Origin of the sequence: Ketobacter sp. (assembly GCF_003671495.1) — a bacterium.
In the GTDB taxonomy this organism is placed as follows: domain Bacteria; phylum Pseudomonadota; class Gammaproteobacteria; order Pseudomonadales; family Ketobacteraceae; genus Ketobacter.
Window position 1 is genome coordinate 71521 of the sequence record NZ_RCHN01000036.1, and the last position, 16578, is coordinate 88098.

16 protein-coding genes and 1 tRNA gene are annotated in these 16578 nt (G+C 57.4%); 9 read left to right on the plus strand and 8 right to left on the minus strand.

The window, feature by feature from the left end:
- Window positions 1-48: 48 nt before the first annotated feature.
- A complete protein-coding gene (locus D9N14_RS17500; RefSeq protein ID WP_290582105.1) occupies window positions 49-2034 on the minus strand; it encodes an SDR family oxidoreductase in 1986 nt (661 codons plus the stop codon).
- A 75-nt stretch (window positions 2035-2109) separates the two neighbouring features.
- Window positions 2110-3483 (minus strand): wax ester/triacylglycerol synthase family O-acyltransferase, encoded by a 1374-nt coding sequence (locus tag D9N14_RS17505; RefSeq protein WP_290582107.1) that lies wholly within the window; start codon window positions 3481-3483, stop codon window positions 2110-2112.
- A 334-nt stretch (window positions 3484-3817) separates the two neighbouring features.
- Between D9N14_RS17505 and fabR the strand changes: the two genes are divergently transcribed.
- Window positions 3818-4468 carry an HTH-type transcriptional repressor FabR gene (gene fabR / locus D9N14_RS17510; protein WP_290582109.1) on the plus strand — a complete coding sequence of 217 codons (651 nt, stop codon included), beginning with the start codon at window positions 3818-3820 and terminating at the stop codon, window positions 4466-4468.
- 6 nt (window positions 4469-4474) lie between these two features.
- Here fabR and D9N14_RS17515 read toward each other — a convergent pair whose 3' ends face one another.
- Both D9N14_RS17515 and D9N14_RS17520 read right to left on the minus strand, forming a co-directional pair.
- The gene (locus D9N14_RS17515) at window positions 4475-5089 is read right to left on the minus strand and encodes a class I SAM-dependent methyltransferase (protein WP_290582111.1); all 615 of its coding nucleotides are present in this window, start codon (window positions 5087-5089) and stop codon (window positions 4475-4477) included.
- Between the two features lie 82 nt (window positions 5090-5171).
- Window positions 5172-6068, minus strand: coding sequence for a DMT family transporter (locus D9N14_RS17520; protein WP_290582113.1), 897 nt, complete (start codon window positions 6066-6068; stop codon window positions 5172-5174).
- A gap of 392 nt (window positions 6069-6460) precedes the next feature.
- Between D9N14_RS17520 and D9N14_RS17525 the strand changes: the two genes are divergently transcribed.
- Complete coding sequence (locus D9N14_RS17525) at window positions 6461-7729, plus strand: multifunctional CCA addition/repair protein (protein ID WP_290582115.1); 1269 nt, start codon at window positions 6461-6463, stop codon at window positions 7727-7729.
- The gene (locus tag D9N14_RS17530) at window positions 7726-8472 is read left to right on the plus strand and encodes a pteridine reductase (RefSeq protein ID WP_290582117.1); all 747 of its coding nucleotides are present in this window, start codon (window positions 7726-7728) and stop codon (window positions 8470-8472) included. Before D9N14_RS17525 ends, D9N14_RS17530 begins: the two co-directional genes overlap by 4 nt.
- A gap of 29 nt (window positions 8473-8501) precedes the next feature.
- On the opposite strand, the gene folK is transcribed toward D9N14_RS17530, so the two are convergent.
- A complete protein-coding gene (gene folK, locus D9N14_RS17535) occupies window positions 8502-8987 on the minus strand; it encodes a 2-amino-4-hydroxy-6-hydroxymethyldihydropteridine diphosphokinase (RefSeq protein WP_290582119.1) in 486 nt (161 codons plus the stop codon).
- A complete protein-coding gene (gene folB, locus D9N14_RS17540; protein ID WP_290582121.1) occupies window positions 8987-9343 on the minus strand; it encodes a dihydroneopterin aldolase in 357 nt (118 codons plus the stop codon). Before folB ends, folK begins: the two co-directional genes overlap by 1 nt.
- A gap of 150 nt (window positions 9344-9493) precedes the next feature.
- Between folB and plsY the strand changes: the two genes are divergently transcribed.
- Window positions 9494-10111, plus strand: coding sequence for a glycerol-3-phosphate 1-O-acyltransferase PlsY (gene plsY, locus D9N14_RS17545; protein ID WP_290582123.1), 618 nt, complete (start codon window positions 9494-9496; stop codon window positions 10109-10111).
- 27 nt (window positions 10112-10138) lie between these two features.
- Here plsY and tsaD read toward each other — a convergent pair whose 3' ends face one another.
- Complete coding sequence (gene tsaD / locus D9N14_RS17550) at window positions 10139-11161, minus strand: tRNA (adenosine(37)-N6)-threonylcarbamoyltransferase complex transferase subunit TsaD (protein WP_290582125.1); 1023 nt, start codon at window positions 11159-11161, stop codon at window positions 10139-10141.
- 235 nt (window positions 11162-11396) lie between these two features.
- On the opposite strand from tsaD, the gene rpsU reads away from it, so the two are divergent.
- From rpsU to D9N14_RS17575, 5 genes are all read left to right on the plus strand, one after another.
- The gene (rpsU, locus tag D9N14_RS17555) at window positions 11397-11612 is read left to right on the plus strand and encodes a 30S ribosomal protein S21 (protein WP_290582128.1); all 216 of its coding nucleotides are present in this window, start codon (window positions 11397-11399) and stop codon (window positions 11610-11612) included.
- A gap of 107 nt (window positions 11613-11719) precedes the next feature.
- Entirely contained in the window at window positions 11720-12166 is a 447-nt protein-coding gene (locus tag D9N14_RS17560) for a GatB/YqeY domain-containing protein (protein WP_290582130.1), read from the plus strand.
- A gap of 27 nt (window positions 12167-12193) precedes the next feature.
- A complete protein-coding gene (dnaG, locus tag D9N14_RS17565; RefSeq protein WP_290582132.1) occupies window positions 12194-14056 on the plus strand; it encodes a DNA primase in 1863 nt (620 codons plus the stop codon).
- Window positions 14057-14238: 182 nt separating this feature from the next.
- Window positions 14239-16110, plus strand: a complete 1872-nt coding sequence (gene rpoD / locus D9N14_RS17570; RefSeq protein WP_411267954.1) for an RNA polymerase sigma factor RpoD — start codon at window positions 14239-14241, stop codon at window positions 16108-16110.
- A 52-nt stretch (window positions 16111-16162) separates the two neighbouring features.
- Window positions 16163-16239, plus strand: a tRNA-Ile gene (locus D9N14_RS17575).
- A 110-nt stretch (window positions 16240-16349) separates the two neighbouring features.
- Here D9N14_RS17575 and D9N14_RS17580 read toward each other — a convergent pair.
- The coding region (locus D9N14_RS17580; protein ID WP_290582136.1) for a hypothetical protein at window positions 16350-16578 on the minus strand (229 nt) is incomplete at its 5' end.

Consider the following 16578-nt stretch of genomic DNA (forward strand, 5'->3'; position numbering starts at 1 on the left):
GGCGGCTTTTTTGTTTCAGATTACCTGGAGTCTGTTACCAGTGGGCTTTTACCAGTGGACACCGCGCATCAGGTAGGCAAAGGCCATCTGCTCCGGGGACACCACTGGCGCGGATTCGTCGCTCTTGCCCTTGGCCGCAGCAGAATCCGGGAACATGCGGAAGCCGGTGTTGATGACGATCTCGGCAAACTTCGGTGCCACAGCGTGAACCACCTGACCGAAAATACCCAACTTGGTGGCGATGCGTTTGCTGCGGGATATCACCGCCTCCGCCACCATGTCCGCCGCCTCTTCCGGGCTGATGGTAGGCACGTTGTCATAGATCTTGGTGGGCGCGATCATGGGCGTACGCACCAACGGCATATTGATGGTGGTGAAGTGCACGTTGCAATCGGAAAACTCCGACGCCGCACAGCGGGAGAACGCATCCAGCGCCGACTTGGACGCCACATAGGCACTGAAGCGGGCGGGCATGGTGAGCGTGCCGATGGAGGAAATATTGATGATGTGCCCACTGCGATTTTTTTCCATCACCGGCAGGAAGTTCATGATCAAACGCAGGGAGCCGAAATAATTCAACTGCATCGTTCGCTCAAAATCATGGAACCGGTCGTAGGACAGATTGATGGAACGGCGAATGGAACGGCCGGCGTTATTCACCAGAATGTCCACCCGACCGAAGTCCGCCAACACCTGCTGGGCAAAGCGATCACAATCCTCCATGCTGGCAATGTCCACGCTGTAGGCATAAACCTTACCGCCTTTCTCTTCGATTTCCGCCTTGGCCTTTTCCAGTTTGGTGGGCTTGCGGGCCGCCATTATGACGATGGCGCCTGCCTCCGCCAGTTTAATGGCCGTGGCTTTGCCGATACCGGAAGAAGCCCCGGTGACCACCACCACTTTGTCTGCCACCCGGCCTTCCAGAGAGCGATCGATGAACAGATCCGGATCCAGATTACGCTCCCAGTAATCCCACAGTCGCCAGGCATAGGTATCCAGTTTGGGGCAGCTGATACCGGAACCTTCCAACGCCGCCCGCGCATCCCGGTTATCAAACTTGGTGTAGTAACGGGTAAATTTCAGCAGCGTCTGGGGAATGCCCAGGTCCTCCAGCACCGTACTGGTGATACGGCGTACCGGAGGCAGCGTACCCAGGGTCTTGCGCAGAAACGGCGGCATAAAACTGAACATGCGCGTGTCCACCCGCATATTCATCTGCGGCGCATGGCCGGCCCGGGCGAAAATGTTGATCACCTCACCGATTTTGTAGTGGTTCTCATCGGTCAGGTGGAAGCACTTGCCATCCAGACCATCCTGGTGAGCCAGGTAATCCAGGGCATTGGCCACATAATCCACCGGCACCATGTTGAAACGCCCCCCTTCTATGCCCACCATGGGCATCCAGGGCGGCAGCAGCTGGCGCAGCTTTTTGATCAGAGTGAAGAAATAATAGGGTCCGTCGATCTTGTCGATTTCACCGGTCTGGGAATGCCCCACCACCATGGACGGGCGATAGATGCGGAACGGCACCTTGCATTGCTTGCGCACCAGACCTTCGGACTCGTGTTTGGTCCGCAGGTAAGGATCATCCAGCTTTTCCGCCTCTTCGAACATGTCTTCACGGAAGATTCCCGGATACATACCGGCAGCGGCGATGGAACTCATGTGGTGGAAGCAACCGGCCTTAAGGGCTTCTGCTGCCCCCATGGCATTACGGGTACCTTCCACATTCGCCATGATCTGCTCAGACTCACCGGCTTCGAGATCATAGATCGCCGCCAGATGAAAAAAGTGTGTGATCTGACCACGCAGCTTGTCCAGATCAGCGTCACTCAAACCCAGTTTGGGCTGGGTCAGATCGCCGGTCACCGGAACCACTCGCCCGTCCAGGTCACCCACTTTTTTCCGCAGCGTAGCCACTTTTTCCTGCGACGCTTCGCGGCACAGAATGTAAATCGTGCCTTCACGCTGCAGCAGATTTTCCACCAGATAACGGCCAATAAAGCCGGTGGCGCCAGTTACAAAGTATGCCATTTCCTATACCTCATTTTATTCCCTTAGCCCACCTGGCTAAGCATTTCCCAAAAAAGTCGCACAAACGTTTTGTCGTTACACCGCTCTGGAGAGCGCTTCCTCAAACGCAGGTGCTCCCAACACCTCCGCCTGAATGGATCTGAATTCATCCACGTAATCGTCAATCATTGCCTGGGGGTCGGGCACCAACGCCGCGTCCGCCACAAAGCCGAACTCCACTTTATTGTCGTAGCTGAGAATGCTCACCCCGATTCCGATACCTCCGGACTGGGGCACCCAGAACATGGGCTTGGACAGCTTCTTGCCCTTCAGCATTACGGGCTCTGCCGGCCCGGGTACGTTGGTCATCACCGCCGACGCCTTGCTGGAAAAGAAGCGCAAGGCCCAGCGCTCAAATGCCGAAGGAAAATAACCCAGAATCCCCAGCACGTTGTAACTCATCTGCGCCTGCATTCCATTCTTCAGTTTTTTCATGTTGCGTTTGACCGCTTCGATGCGGCCTTTACTGGTGGGTTCGCCCACCGGCAACGTCAGATACACCAACCCAAAGCGGTTGCCCAATTCCAATGCCTGTTCCAGCGGCCGCAGGTTTACCGGGATGGTGGCGCGCACACAGACACCGTCCACCGGCTCCCCAATTCGCTGCAGGTAGCGGCGCAGACTGCCGGCCACGCACCCCAGAATGACGTCGTTAATGGTACAGCCCATGGCTTTACCCACCTGTTTGACGTCCTCCACCGGCAGCGATGGCGCCCAGCCCACTTCTTTATGGGGGGAAAGATCTCGCTTGTAGGCAGTCTTGGAATCGGGGCGGCACAACGACACCCGCATGGCCTCGAACAACCAGGCAGCCCCGAAGGCCAGATAAAAACCGCCGCTGGTGAACGCATAGGACAACCGATGCAGCAGCGCTGCTGACTTTGGCTTGCGCTCCGGCAATTTGAAGCGAGCCGCCGGTGAGCTGTGCATCACCGACTGATCCGCAATGGAATCCAGTACCGAGATCAAAGCAATCCCATCGGCATAACTGTGGTGCACCCGCACCAGCACCGCGCTGCCGGACTGGTAGTTGGAGATAAAATGGAAACGCCACAACGGCTTGTCGGAATCCAGCGGCTGGGGAATCACCGTGCTGACCACGCGGCGCAATTCGGCTTCCGGATCATCGGTGGCTGCCAGCGTCAGGGGCGTCAGGTGGTAATCCATGTCCACACCGGACATTTCCTCCCAGAAATACACCCCATGTTCATTGCGGGCCCGTTGTCGGAAGCGCTTATGCTGGGACAGCAGCCGCTCCTCCAGCAACGCCTTGAATTCATCCTGGGTCATTGGCTCATCAAAGAACAACAGACCATTGATCACCATCAGGTTGTCGCTGGAATCCATGCGCAACCAGGCGGTGTCCACATTGGTCATCGGCTCACGCGATAATTGGTTAAACGTCCTCATACTTTATTCCCTTGGCCCATCCAGACCAGAATAACCATACCGAGATGGCATGCAAAAGAGCGGTATACAAAAAGCGCCGAACAATTCAGCAAACAAGTGTTTGCCAATATACTCCCATTTCCATAAAACGCAACTGCTGACTGGCCATCCATACCACGAATTTAGCTAAATCAGCCGCATTAAAACCGACAATCCGACAACCAGGGAATTGCGTTTGGCTTTTTCAGCAAACACTTGTACACTTAATTGCTGGATGATTGAGATAAACACCCCCCATCACCCCGAACAGTATGACGCAACCCCGGCAAGCTGCCTTACCAATTAGACGACCAATATGACTGGAAATTTGACCCGAGCAGAACAAAAACAACAAACCCGCAACAACATCATGGCGGCAGCTCTCAAAAAAATGAGTGAAGACAAAGGCTTTTCCAGCCTGGGCTTGCGCGAGGTGACCAAGGAGGCCGGCATCGCTCCGGCATCCTTCTATCGCCATTTCAGCAATATGGAAGAATTGGGCCTGGCATTGGTGTCAGAAGCGGAGGACGCCCTGCAGGCCATCTTGCTGGATGCCAAGGCACTGGAAGAAAAAGGTGAGGACATCGTCGCCAGCAGCGTACAGGTTTGCATGCAGCATTTCCGCGACAACGGCCCCCTGTTTCGGGTACTGGCCCGGGAGGCCACCGGCAACTCGCCGCTGATCCGGCGCCGGATTCAACGCTGCCTGATGAACCTGAACCACCAACTGGCGGAAATCATCGAGCTGGAAATGCGCCGGCGCCATCGCAAAATCACCAACCCCCTGTACATCGCCGAGGCCATCTCCACCCTGGTCTTCAACCTGGGCATTGCCAGCGCCGACCTGCCCTATGCCAAACAGAAAGAAGCGGAAAAGCGCCTGGCTCACCACATCCGCATCATTTATTGGGGTGCGGAAGCCATGGCCAACTCACAACACCTTTCCCGCAATATCATGCTGTCCTGATCACGACTATTTCACCGCAACACCGGAAATAATGGGCGCCATCAGCGGTGGCACTTTGGGATGCTCAAAATCCCGGATGTGCTCAAAGCGAAACCCCGCAGACTCGAACAGACTGCGGGTGTCACGGGTGATCTCGCAGCCGCAGGCCAGTTTGCGCCAGACCGGATTTATCCTTTGCTGCCACACCTGCACCTTGCTGCGCGAAGACGCCACATGCTCGTAGAACACCAGCTTGCCGCCCGGCTTCAGCACCCGCCGCATTTCTGCTGCCGCCAGCTCCGGATCGGGAATGGTACAAAACACCAGGCACGCCACCACACTGTCAAAGGAATCATCCTCAAACGGCAATTTACGTGCATCCCCTACCTGCAATCGTACCGGGAATTCATGGGCGGCGCTGTCCACCACGGTCTGGGCTTTTTGCAGCATGGCTGCCACCGGCTCAATCCCCACCACTTCAGTGACGCCGGCGGTGTAGTACCCCAGGTTGGCACCGGTACCGGCACCGATCTCCAGCACCCGGCCCTGTGCCGTGCCGATCAGCTGGGCGATCTCACGCCGGAACACACGGGTGGCATATTCCATAAAAAACGGAAAGATTCTGTCTTCATAAAAACTCATGGCCGGGTCTCCACTGGTGCCATCGGGTGCTGCGCCGAAACCACCAGTGTACCCAGTTTCACACTGTCTTCACAAACCCCGCTTATACCTGCGGTGGTCGCATCAACCCCATGCGCCCGAGCAAACTATCCCCCCAATAAAACAGCAACAGGCAGGTACAGATCATCGCAGTGCCGAACACCAGGTTTTCCGTAATCACCTCACCGTTCAACACCACCCCCAGGCTAATAGCGAGCACCGGCGTGATCATGGTCACCAGCGCCACCGAACTGGCTGCCATGTGCTTGAGGATATAGAAGTAACAGAAAAAGCCGATGAACGAGCCAAACAACGTCAGATACAAAATGGCCGCAATGGCCTTCGGTTGCGGTGCCGTCACCTCCATGCCCAGAATCATTCCCGCCACCAGATACAACGGTGCCGCCAGCGTCAGCGAGCCCACCGTCTGCGCCAGCGGGTGCAGATCAACACTGTGACGTTTGATCAACACACCACTCAGGGAAAAGCACAGCATGCCCACGCCCACCAGGGCAAAACCGGTATAACTGCTGTCGGTCAGCGCCATGTCCTGACTGAAAATCACCAGCAGGCCGGCCAGCCCCATGGACACCGCCAACCATTTCGCCAGGGAGAACGGTGGCTCATCCAACAACAGGCGCGCCAACAACGCAGAGGCCACCGGCGACAGTCCGAACAAAACCGAAATCATGCCGCTGGTGATGAACTTGGCGCCGATATACACACACATCAACCCAAAGAAAATCCCGATGTTGGAAATCCAGTAAATCTTCATGGCCTGTCGATGCCAGGGCACCTTCACCTTCAGCAGCCGCACCGCAATCCATCCAATGATCGCAGCCAGAAACATACGGCTGAACGCACCGGCAAGGGGGGATAGCCCTTCCGAACTCCATTGCACACCCAAGGGCGTGGTAGCCCAAACCAAAATTACTGCAAGATAAGCAGCTGGCACTGACATGACAGGTTCACTCCTATTGCCTCCTCATTGAAAAACGCGTTGTTACCGAAACCGAACTGCCCTTAATGCCATAAACGCAAAAAGGCCGCAGGTTTCTGGAACGCTGCGGCCTTTTTAAAAAACCAGGTTCAGGATTTTATGCTTCCGTCACCCTCCCGCAGCCGTTCCAGCCATACGCCACACACGGGCGCACATGACGCGGCGTTTACACGCGGCGGCGGGCACCAGAGGACGAATGTTGAAAGCTACGGTTTGATGTTTCATTTGAATTACGGTATTTACACTGAACTCGGAATTGAATGCAGTACAATATAGGTGTTGATTCGATTCAGGGTCAACGCTTTTTTCAACGTTTAAGAAATAATTCACGAAAGCATTTGGAACGGCACGGCATGAATGTGTATCTGGTGGGCGGCGCAGTACGCGACAAGTTGTTGAATCTCCCGGTGAAAGATCGGGACTGGGTGGTGGTGGGCGCCACCCCGGACGCACTGCTGCAACAGGGCTATCAATCCGTGGGCAAGGATTTCCCCGTATTTCTGCATCCAACCAGTCATGAGGAATATGCACTGGCTCGCACCGAACGCAAAACGGCCGCGGGTTACACCGGATTCGAGTGTCATTTCGGCCAGGACGTCACACTGGAAGAAGACCTCTCTCGTCGCGACCTCACCATCAACGCCATGGCCGAAGACGATAAGGGCAACATCATTGATCCCTATGGCGGACAGCAGGATCTGCAGAACCGGGTGCTGCGCCATGTCTCCCACGCGTTTGTGGAAGACCCATTGCGGGTGCTGCGGGTGGCCCGTTTTCTGGCACGCTATGATCGACTGGGTTTTCGCATTGCCGACGACACGCTGAAATTGATGCAACAGATCGCTGCCAGCGGTGAACTGCAACACCTCACACCGGAACGAGTCTGGGTGGAAACCGAGAAAGCCCTGCAGGAGCCAAGCCCCTGGCGTTACTTTGAAGCCTTGCGGGAATGCAATGCACTGGCGGTGGTCTTCCCCGAACTGGATACCCTGTTCGGGGTGCCACAACCACCACAGCACCATCCGGAAATCGACACCGGGGTGCACGTCATGATGACGCTGCAGGCCGCCCTGCGCCTGATGACCGACAGCGCCACACCCGAGGTTACCGAACAGCGCATCCCCATTCTGTTTTCACTCTTGTGCCACGATTTGGGCAAAGGTCTGACACCACCGGAAAAGCTGCCCAGCCATCCAGGCCATGAAGACATCAGCGAGTTCCTCAGCAAACAAGTCTGCGCGCGCCTGCGGGCACCCAATCCGGTAAAACGCCTGAGCCGACTGGTGGCCCGTTACCACACCCACTGCCATCGCGCATTTGAGCTGAAACCCAGCACCGTGATGCGACTGTTTGAAGCGCTGGACCTGTTCCGCCGCGGCGAAACCCTGGAGGGTTTTCTGCTGGCCTGCGAGGCCGACGCCAGGGGCCGCACCGGTTTTGAAGACCGCAACTACCATCAGGTAGACTACCTGCGGGATTGTGCCCAGGCCGCCCGCCAGGTTGAAGCCAAAGAGCTGGTGCACCTGGGCTACAAAGGGGAAACCCTGGGCACCGAATTACGCAAGCGGCGCATCGACGCCATCCGCAACATCAAGCGCAGCTACCTGAAGGACGCCGAATGAGTCACCCCCAAAACAAAGTCGCCCTGATCACCGGCTCGGCCCGGCGCATCGGGGCCTTTACCGCTGAATACCTGCACCAACGCAACTACGACATCATTCTGCATTACCGGGCGTCGGGGGATCTGGCGAAAACCCTGCGGGATAAACTGAATGCAGCACGAGCCCATTCCTGTATCGCCCTGCATGCCGACCTGGCTGACCCGGAGGCCCTGCAACAGCTGGCGGAGCAAACCAAAAGCTGGAAACACCGGCTGGATCTGCTGGTGAACAACGCGTCCTCTTATTACCCCACCCAACTGGGGGAAACCACCCAGGAACACTGGCAGGACCTGTTTTCCAGCAACGCCCGGGCGCCGTATTTCCTGATTCAATCCCTGCACCCATTATTGCTGGCCAGCCAGGGCAACGTGGTCAACATCATCGATGCCATGGCCACACACCCCAACGTGGATTTCATTCCCTACAACATGGCCAAGACCACCCTGCACACCCTGACCCGCTCCATGGCCAAATTGCTGGCACCCAGCGTGCGGGTGAACTCGGTGTCGCCGGGGGTCATGCTGTGGCCAGTGGGGGATCACGACCCCAGCGCAGAAGAGAAAGAGAAGATCGTGGCACAAGTGCCGCTGCAGAGAATGGGCACCGAGCAGGACATCGCCCGCACCATTTATTTTCTGGCGGAGGACGCCCCCTACATCACCGGACAGGATATCGCCGTGGACGGGGGGCAAAGCTTGGTTTGAGAGCCTGCTTTGAATAGCGGGTTCAGGATTCAGGGCAGGTTCACCGGCCACAGTGCCTGCCGGGATTTATCGTATTCCGCCCACAGATCTGCGTAAGTGCGCTGTACCTGCGGGTGCAACTCTTCACCGGCCACGTCCGCCAGCGGCAACAGAACAAAGGCGTTTTTAAGCACTTCATCCCGCGGCAACACCACCCCCTCCACTTCACCCACCCAATCATCGTAGGTAAGAATGTCGATATCCAGGGTGCGGGGGCTGAATTTGGGGCCACTGCGAATACGCCCGTGATCATCCTCAATGGCTTTGATCACGCGCTGCAACGCACCCACCCCAAGATGGGTTTCAATGCCCACCACCAGGTTGTAAAACGGATCGCCGTCAAAACCCACCGCCTCACTTTCATACACCGGGGACACCGTGAGACCACCGAAGGCCGCCTCCAATGCCGCCAGCCCGGCCCGGATGTAACGCTCCCGGTCGATGTTGCTGCCCAGGCTGAGGTAGACCCGCGCCATCAGGGACGGGCTCCCCTTTCAATCAGAATACCCACATCCCGCGCGCCGCGGATCGCCCCCGGCTTACTCAGGCGCAATCGCAGCCAGGGCACCTTGAACTCCTCCAGTACAATGGCGGCAACCTGCTCTGCCATGGTTTCCACCAGCAGAAACTCACTCTGCTCCACAAAGCCGGTGATGCGCGCCGCCACGGCACTGTAATCCAGGGCATCCTGAATGTTTTCACTGGCGGCCGCCGGGCGGATGTCCGAAGCCATTTCCAGGTCCAGCACCACGGATTGCTTGATGGCCCGCTCCCAGTCCAGGATGCCGATCACGGTTTGAATCTTCAGCTCTCGTATATAAACAATGTCCATGGTCCGGCCTAATTCAGTCTGTTTGCGGGAATCTACCAAGAGGGCGCCCGTTGTGACAAGTTGCACACGGGATCTGTGCGCCCCTGAACGTCACCCCCCTTGAGCACTCTTGAGCACACTGCCCCGAAGTGAAACAATAGCGCAGCAATCATGGGAGATACTGTTCTGGAAAGCCTGCTCGCCATCGTCCTCTGGATTTTTTCCTACCTGATCGGCTCGATTTCCGCCGCCATTCTGGTGTGTCGCCTGTTCGGTTTTCCCGACCCCCGCTCCCAGGGTTCCCACAACCCCGGCGCCACCAACGTCTTGCGGGTGGGAAACAAATTCGCCGCCGCCCTGACGCTGGTGGGGGATGTGGGCAAAGGGGTACTGCCCATCGTCATCGCCCGCGAGCTGGGCATGCCGGAAACCATCGCGGCACTTTGCGGATTCTGCGCTTTTCTCGGCCATCTGTATCCGGTGTATTTTGATTTTCGGGGCGGCAAAGGGGTGGCCACGGCGTTCGGCGTGCTGGGCACCCTGCACTGGCCCACCCTGTTGATGGTGGGGGGCATCTGGCTGCTGGTGTTCTTCACCACCCGCTTCAGCTCTCTGGCGTCCATCGCCGCGTTTTTTCTGGCGCCGTTCATCCTGCTGCTATCTTACCCGGAACTGTTTCATCCGATCCTGGTGTTGTGCCTGCTGCTGCTGTTCCGCCACCGCCACAACATTGTGCTGCTGATCAAAGGGCAGGAGCAGGGCTTCCGCCACCCCCACGCCGACGATTGAGCATGGGCGCAGTACCGCCTGGCACCATCAACCCTGCAGTTCTGACAGGGGCCAACGGGCCCGCACCTGCACCTTGAGATCCGGATCGCTTCCCGCCAGCATGCGCTGGTAACCGGCGAACGCGATCATGGCGCCATTGTCGGTGCAATAGCGCAGCTGAGGATAAAACACCTCTGCCTTCTCTTTCGCCACCATCTCTGCCAGCCGTTGCCGCAGCAGGCGATTGGCACTGACCCCACCGGCCACCACCAGCTGGCGGGCACCGGTCTGACGCAGGGCTCGCCGGCACTTCAAGGCCAGGGTGTCCACCACCGCATCCTGGAATGCCCAGGCAATGTCCGCCACATCCTGACTGTTCAGATCAGCCTGCCCGGCGCAGTCATCCCGGGTGTTAAGGGTAAACGTCTTGAGCCCGCTGAAGCTGAAGTCCAGCCCCGGACGATCCACCATGGGGCGGGGGAACTGAAACCGGCCCGGGGTACCCTGCTCCGCCGCCCGGGCGATGGCCGGCCCACCCGGATAGCCAAGCCCCAGCATTTTGGCGGTCTTGTCAAAGGCCTCCCCGGCGGCATCATCCAGGGATTCCCCCAGAATCTCATAGCGGCCGATGGCCTCCACATTCACCAGCTGGGTATGCCCGCCGCTCACCAACAGTGCAATAAAGGGCGCCTGCGGGGCTGGATCTTCCAACAGGGGCGCCAGCAGATGGCCCTCCATATGGTGCACCGCCACCGCCGGAATGCCCCAGGCGAAGGCCAGGGATTTGGCCACCGAAGCCCCCACCATCAACGCCCCCACCAGACCGGGGCCGGCGGTATAGGCAATGGCATCCAGTTCGGTTTTGGCGCAGGCGGCCCGCTGCATCACCTCGTCAATGAGGGGCAGCAACTTGCGCACATGATCCCGCGAGGCCAGCTCCGGCACTACCCCGCCGTATTCCGCATGCAGGTCGATCTGGCTGTATAACGCATCCGCCAGAATGCCCTGCTCGCTGTCGTACACCGCCACCCCGGTTTCATCACAGGAGGTCTCAATGCCTAATATTCGCACAACTTTTCCTAACCCAATTAACCTGAACCCCCATATCGGGGGAAATTCCACGCAGTTTACCAAAAACCGGCTTTGCATTTCCCTATCAATGCCATTAAAATGCGGCACCCTTAATGGCCACCGGCCTGGCAGAACAGGTTCCATGGGTCAAGAACAGGTCTCTTGGTGGGTCAAGAACCGGTTTCAAGGATCAACAGGAACCGTAAACAGAATTCAAAAGTAAGGTGATTTGTTAATGCCTAATGTAAAGGTAAAAGAAAACGAGCCATTCGACGTAGCCCTGCGTCGCTTCAAGCGTTCCTGCGAAAAAGCGGGTGTTCTGGCGGAAGTACGCCGCCGTGAGTTCTACGAAAAGCCCACTCAGGTACGTAAGCGCAAGCAGGCAGCCGCTGTTAAGCGTCACGCCAAGAAAGTGGCTCGCGAACAGATCCGTCGTAAGCGCCTGTTCTAAGCCCTTTTTTAGCCGCAAATACCTTACACAAGACGCCGGCGGGCCAGACCCGATCCGGCGTATTGTTGTTTTATCCGATTATTCTTCAGACCAGAGCGGAAATCACCATGTCAGCAATAAAAACCAAACTGAACGATGCCGTGAAAGACGCCATGCGCGCCAAAGACAAAGAACGCCTGGCCACCCTGCGCCTGGCCACCTCCGCCCTAAAGCAGGTGGAAGTGGATGAGCGCATCGAGCTGGACGACACCCGGGTGCTAGCCATCCTGGACAAAATGGTCAAACAGCGCAAAGACTCCGTGGAGCAGTTCACCCAGGGCGGCCGCGACGACCTGGCACAAAAAGAACTGGCCGAGATCGATGTGCTGAAAGAGTTCTTACCGGAAGCCATGGACGACGCCGCCATTGCCGCCATCATCCAGGCTGCCATCGCCGAAACCGGCGCCGAAGGCATGAAAGACATGGGTAACGTGATGGCCATCGTCAAACCCCAGGTACAGGGCCGCGCCGACATGGGCGCCGTCAGCAAAAAGGTCAAAGAGCTGCTGGGCTAGACCGGGCCACCGCAGGCACTTTCCTTTATGGCCGGCCGCATCCCAGAAAACTTCATCGATGATGTTCTCGCCAGAACCGATCTGGTGGAACTCATCGACAGCTATGTGCACCTGAAACGCACCGGCAAAAACTACTCCGCCTGCTGCCCCTTCCACCAGGAAAAAACCCCCTCCTTCACCGTCAGCCCGGAAAAGCAGTTCTATTATTGCTTTGGCTGTGGCGCCAGCGGCAACGCCATCGGCTTTTTGATGGACTACACCCGTCTGGGCTTTGTGGAATCCATCGAAACCCTGGCCCGCAACCTGGGGCTGGAAGTGCCCCGGGAAGAAGGCGTCGGCGCACCCCGGGAGGACTACCAGCCGCTATACCAGATCCTGGAAGCGGCCACTGCCTTTTATGAGGCACAACTGCGCAACCCCAAGGTGAAGGAACGCCCGGTGGGCTACCTGAAAACCCGGGGCCTGTCGGGCCAGACCGCAAAACAGTTTCGCCTGGGCTATGCCCCGCAAGGCTGGGACAACCTGATCACTGCCCTGGGCGGCAGCGACACCGGGGTCAAACGCCTGCTGAGCGCCGGGCTGCTGATCGAGAACGAACAGGGCCACCGTTACGACCGCTTCCGCGACCGGGTGATGTTCCCCATCCGCGACAGCCGGGGCCGGGTCATTGCCTTTGGCGGCCGGGTCATGGGCAACGACAAACCCAAATACCTGAACTCGCCGGAAACCCCGGTGTTCCACAAAGGGCGCGAGCTGTACGGCCTGTATGAAGCCAAACAGGCCAGCAACAAGATCCGCCGCTTTGTGATTGTGGAAGGCTACATGGACGTGATTGCCCTGGCCCAATACGGCATCCCCTATGCCGTGGCCACCCTGGGCACCGCCACCAGCCGCGACCACATTGAAAAGCTGTTCCGCCACAGCGACGAACTGATCTTTTGCTTTGATGGCGACGAAGCCGGACGCCGGGCCGCCTGGCGCGCCCTGGAAAACGCCCTCCCCACCGCCAAAGACGGCCGCCAGATCAAGTTTCTGTTGCTGCCGGAAGGGGAAGACCCGGACACCCTGGTGCGCAAAAACGGCAAAGACTACTTCGAAGGCCTGCTCAACGAATGCGACACCCTGTCTGAGTACTTTTTCAAATATCTAAGCGCCGAGGTGGACACCCGCACCCTGGACGGTCGCGCCCGCCTGGCCAGCCTGGCCAAGCCCCACCTGGAACAGCTGCCCGCCGGCGTACTGCAGCAACTGATGCTGAAGCGGCTGGGGGAAATCACCGAACTGCAGGACATCCAGCTTGCCCCCCCGGAAGCCCCGCGAGCAGAGCCCAGCGCCCCTGATGCCCGCCATGGATTGGGCCCGGGGCACGATTACGCCGACTATCCCGAAATGGAGGGGTTGCATTCTGACCAGCCACCCCCATATGAAGAATATAACGCCGGCTCACGCCAACCCGTGCGCCGCAAAGCGCTGCAAAAGCCCAAACAACGGGACGAATTATCCCTGGTGGACGCCACCATCCGCATGCTGCTGAACGCCCCACGCCAGGCCGCGGAGCTATCGCTGCCGGATGGGCTCGGGGAGCTGCAGTTGCCGCGCATGGAGACCTTACTGGAACTCTTTGAATTTATTAAACAAAAGCCGGATGCCTCCACCGCTGCCATCCTCGGCCACTGGCAAAACCGGGAAGACGGCGCCACCATTTTCAAACTGGCGGCACGGGAGTTTTTACTGCCCAACGACGAGCAAAGCCCGGAGTTGAGCGATGCCCTGCGGCGGCTCTACCTGCAAAAAGTGGAGCAGGATCTGGATCAAATCATCGCCGATGGCGTCAAAGACAAGAACAAGTTCAAAGAACTACTACACTTACAGAAAGAACTGTCCAAATAATCACCAATTTGAGCGAGCTTGACCGGGTAACGCCGACCGGCAAACCAACCGAGAGGGCTGAAATGTAAGCATTTATTATCAACACACCCGAGCCGATAAACTCCGTGGGCTGCCGGTAGCAACGGCCTGCCTTACCCTGTATAATGCCGCGTTCTTCGCGCACCAGACGGAATGGGCATTTCATGACCTCCAATACTGAACAGCAAAAGTCCCAGCTAAAACAACTGATTACCAAAGGTAAGGAACAGGGCTTCCTCACCTATGCAGAAGTGAACGATCACCTGCCGGCGGACATCACCGACCCGGATCAGATCGAAGACATCATCGGCATGATCAACGACATGGGCATTCCCGTGCACGAAGTAGCACCGGAAACCGATGAACTTCTGCTCAATGACAATGCCAACAACACCGACGAAGATGCTGCTGAAGAAGCCGCCGCTGCCCTGGCCTCGGTTGAGAGCGAGCCAGGCCGCACCACCGACCCCGTGCGCATGTACATGCGCGAAATGGGTACCGTGGAGCTGCTGACCCGCGAAGGCGAGATCGTCATTGCCAAGCGCATCGAAGAAGGCATCCGCGAAGTCATGCACGCCCTGGCCTATTGGCCCGGCTGTATCGACACCGTGCTGGGTGAATACCATCGCGTCACCGAGAGCGAAGAAGGCCGCCTGTCGGACGTCATCTCCGGCTTTATCTCCGAAGAGGACGAAATCGCCTCCCCCACCCCCATCAACCAGGAACCGGTCGCTGCCCAGAAAAACGACGGTGACGACGATGATGAGGATGAAGACGACGATTCCGACAGCGACAGCGACGACTCCAGCGATGACAACAATATCGATCCGGAGCTGGCCAAAGAAAAGTTCGACGAACTGGAATCGCTGTACAAAAAAGCGGAAGCCGCCATTGCCAAGCATGGCCGCGAATCCAAGCGCGCCGAAACCGCCCTGGGCAAGCTGGCTGACCACTTTGTTACCTTCAAGCTGGTGCCCCGCCTGTTCGATCAGGTGGAAACCGAAATTCGCGACACCCTCACCTCCATCCGTGCCGCCGAACGCACCATCATGAACAACTGTATCCGCCTGGCCAAAATGCCGCGCAAGGAGTTCATCAAGAGCTTCCCCGGCAACGAAGTGGACCTGGAATGGATCGACCAGCACATCAAGGCCGGCAAACCCTATTCCGACGGCCTGGCCAATGTGCGCCCGGAAGTACTGCGCGCCCAGCGCCGCATGGTGCAGCTGCAGGAACTGATCAGCCTGACCATTCCGGAAATCAAGGAAGTCAATCGCCGCATGTCCATCGGCGAGGCCAAGGCACGCCGCGCCAAGAAGGAAATGGTGGAAGCCAACCTGCGTCTGGTTATTTCGATCGCCAAGAAATACACCAACCGTGGCCTGCAGTTCCTGGACCTGATCCAGGAAGGCAACATCGGTTTGATGAAAGCGGTGGACAAGTTCGAATACCGCCGCGGTTACAAGTTCTCCACCTACGCAACCTGGTGGATTCGTCAGGCCATCACCCGCTCCATCGCGGACCAGGCCCGCACCATCCGTATTCCGGTGCACATGATCGAAACCATCAACAAGCTGAACCGGGTATCCCGCCAGATGCTGCAGGAAATGGGCCGCGAGCCCACCCCTGAAGAACTGGGCGTACGCCTGGAAATGCCGGAAGACAAAGTACGCAAGGTGCTGAAGATCGCCAAGGAGCCCATCTCGATGGAAACCCCCATCGGCGATGATGAAGACTCCCATCTGGGTGACTTTATCGAAGATTCCACCATCGATTCACCGGTAGATTCCGCCACCATCGAGGGCCTGCAGGAAGCCACCCGCGAAGTGCTGGCCGGCCTCACCGCCCGTGAAGCGAAGGTACTCAGCATGCGCTTCGGCATCGACATGAACACCGACCACACCCTGGAAGAAGTGGGCAAACAGTTCGATGTAACCCGGGAACGGATTCGACAGATCGAAGCCAAAGCCCTGCGCAAACTGCGTCACCCCAGCCGCTCAGAACACCTGCGCAGCTTCCTCGACAGCGAAAACTAAACCATTGTTGGCGCCATTATCGAATCTTCGTATAATGGCGCCCTCTTCTTTGGGGCCTATAGCTCAGTTGGTTAGAGCATCCGACTCATAATCGGCAGGTCGCTGGTTCAAGTCCAGCTGGGCCCACCATTTCTTTGTTAAAATTCAACACACAGATAATTGATAAATCAAGTTCAGCGAGGGTTACTAATTACAAGAGCAAATTAAAACCGAAGAAGAGTTGCAAGGAACGAGAAAACTTACTCAGCCGAGACAGGCTGGACAGGTTCAATAACACTAGAATCAGCAGAATCAGCATTTTCTAACACCATTTGATCTTTCTGCACCAATCCTCCCCTCTTTTCCAAATGCTGATGATTTTCTAATGATAATTCGAGCTTCTCTTCCAGATGCTTAAGTCTCAACTCAGTTAATGATATCTCCTGTATTTTTTTTTCGTACTCTCCGATTTTCCCCCATACATTAACA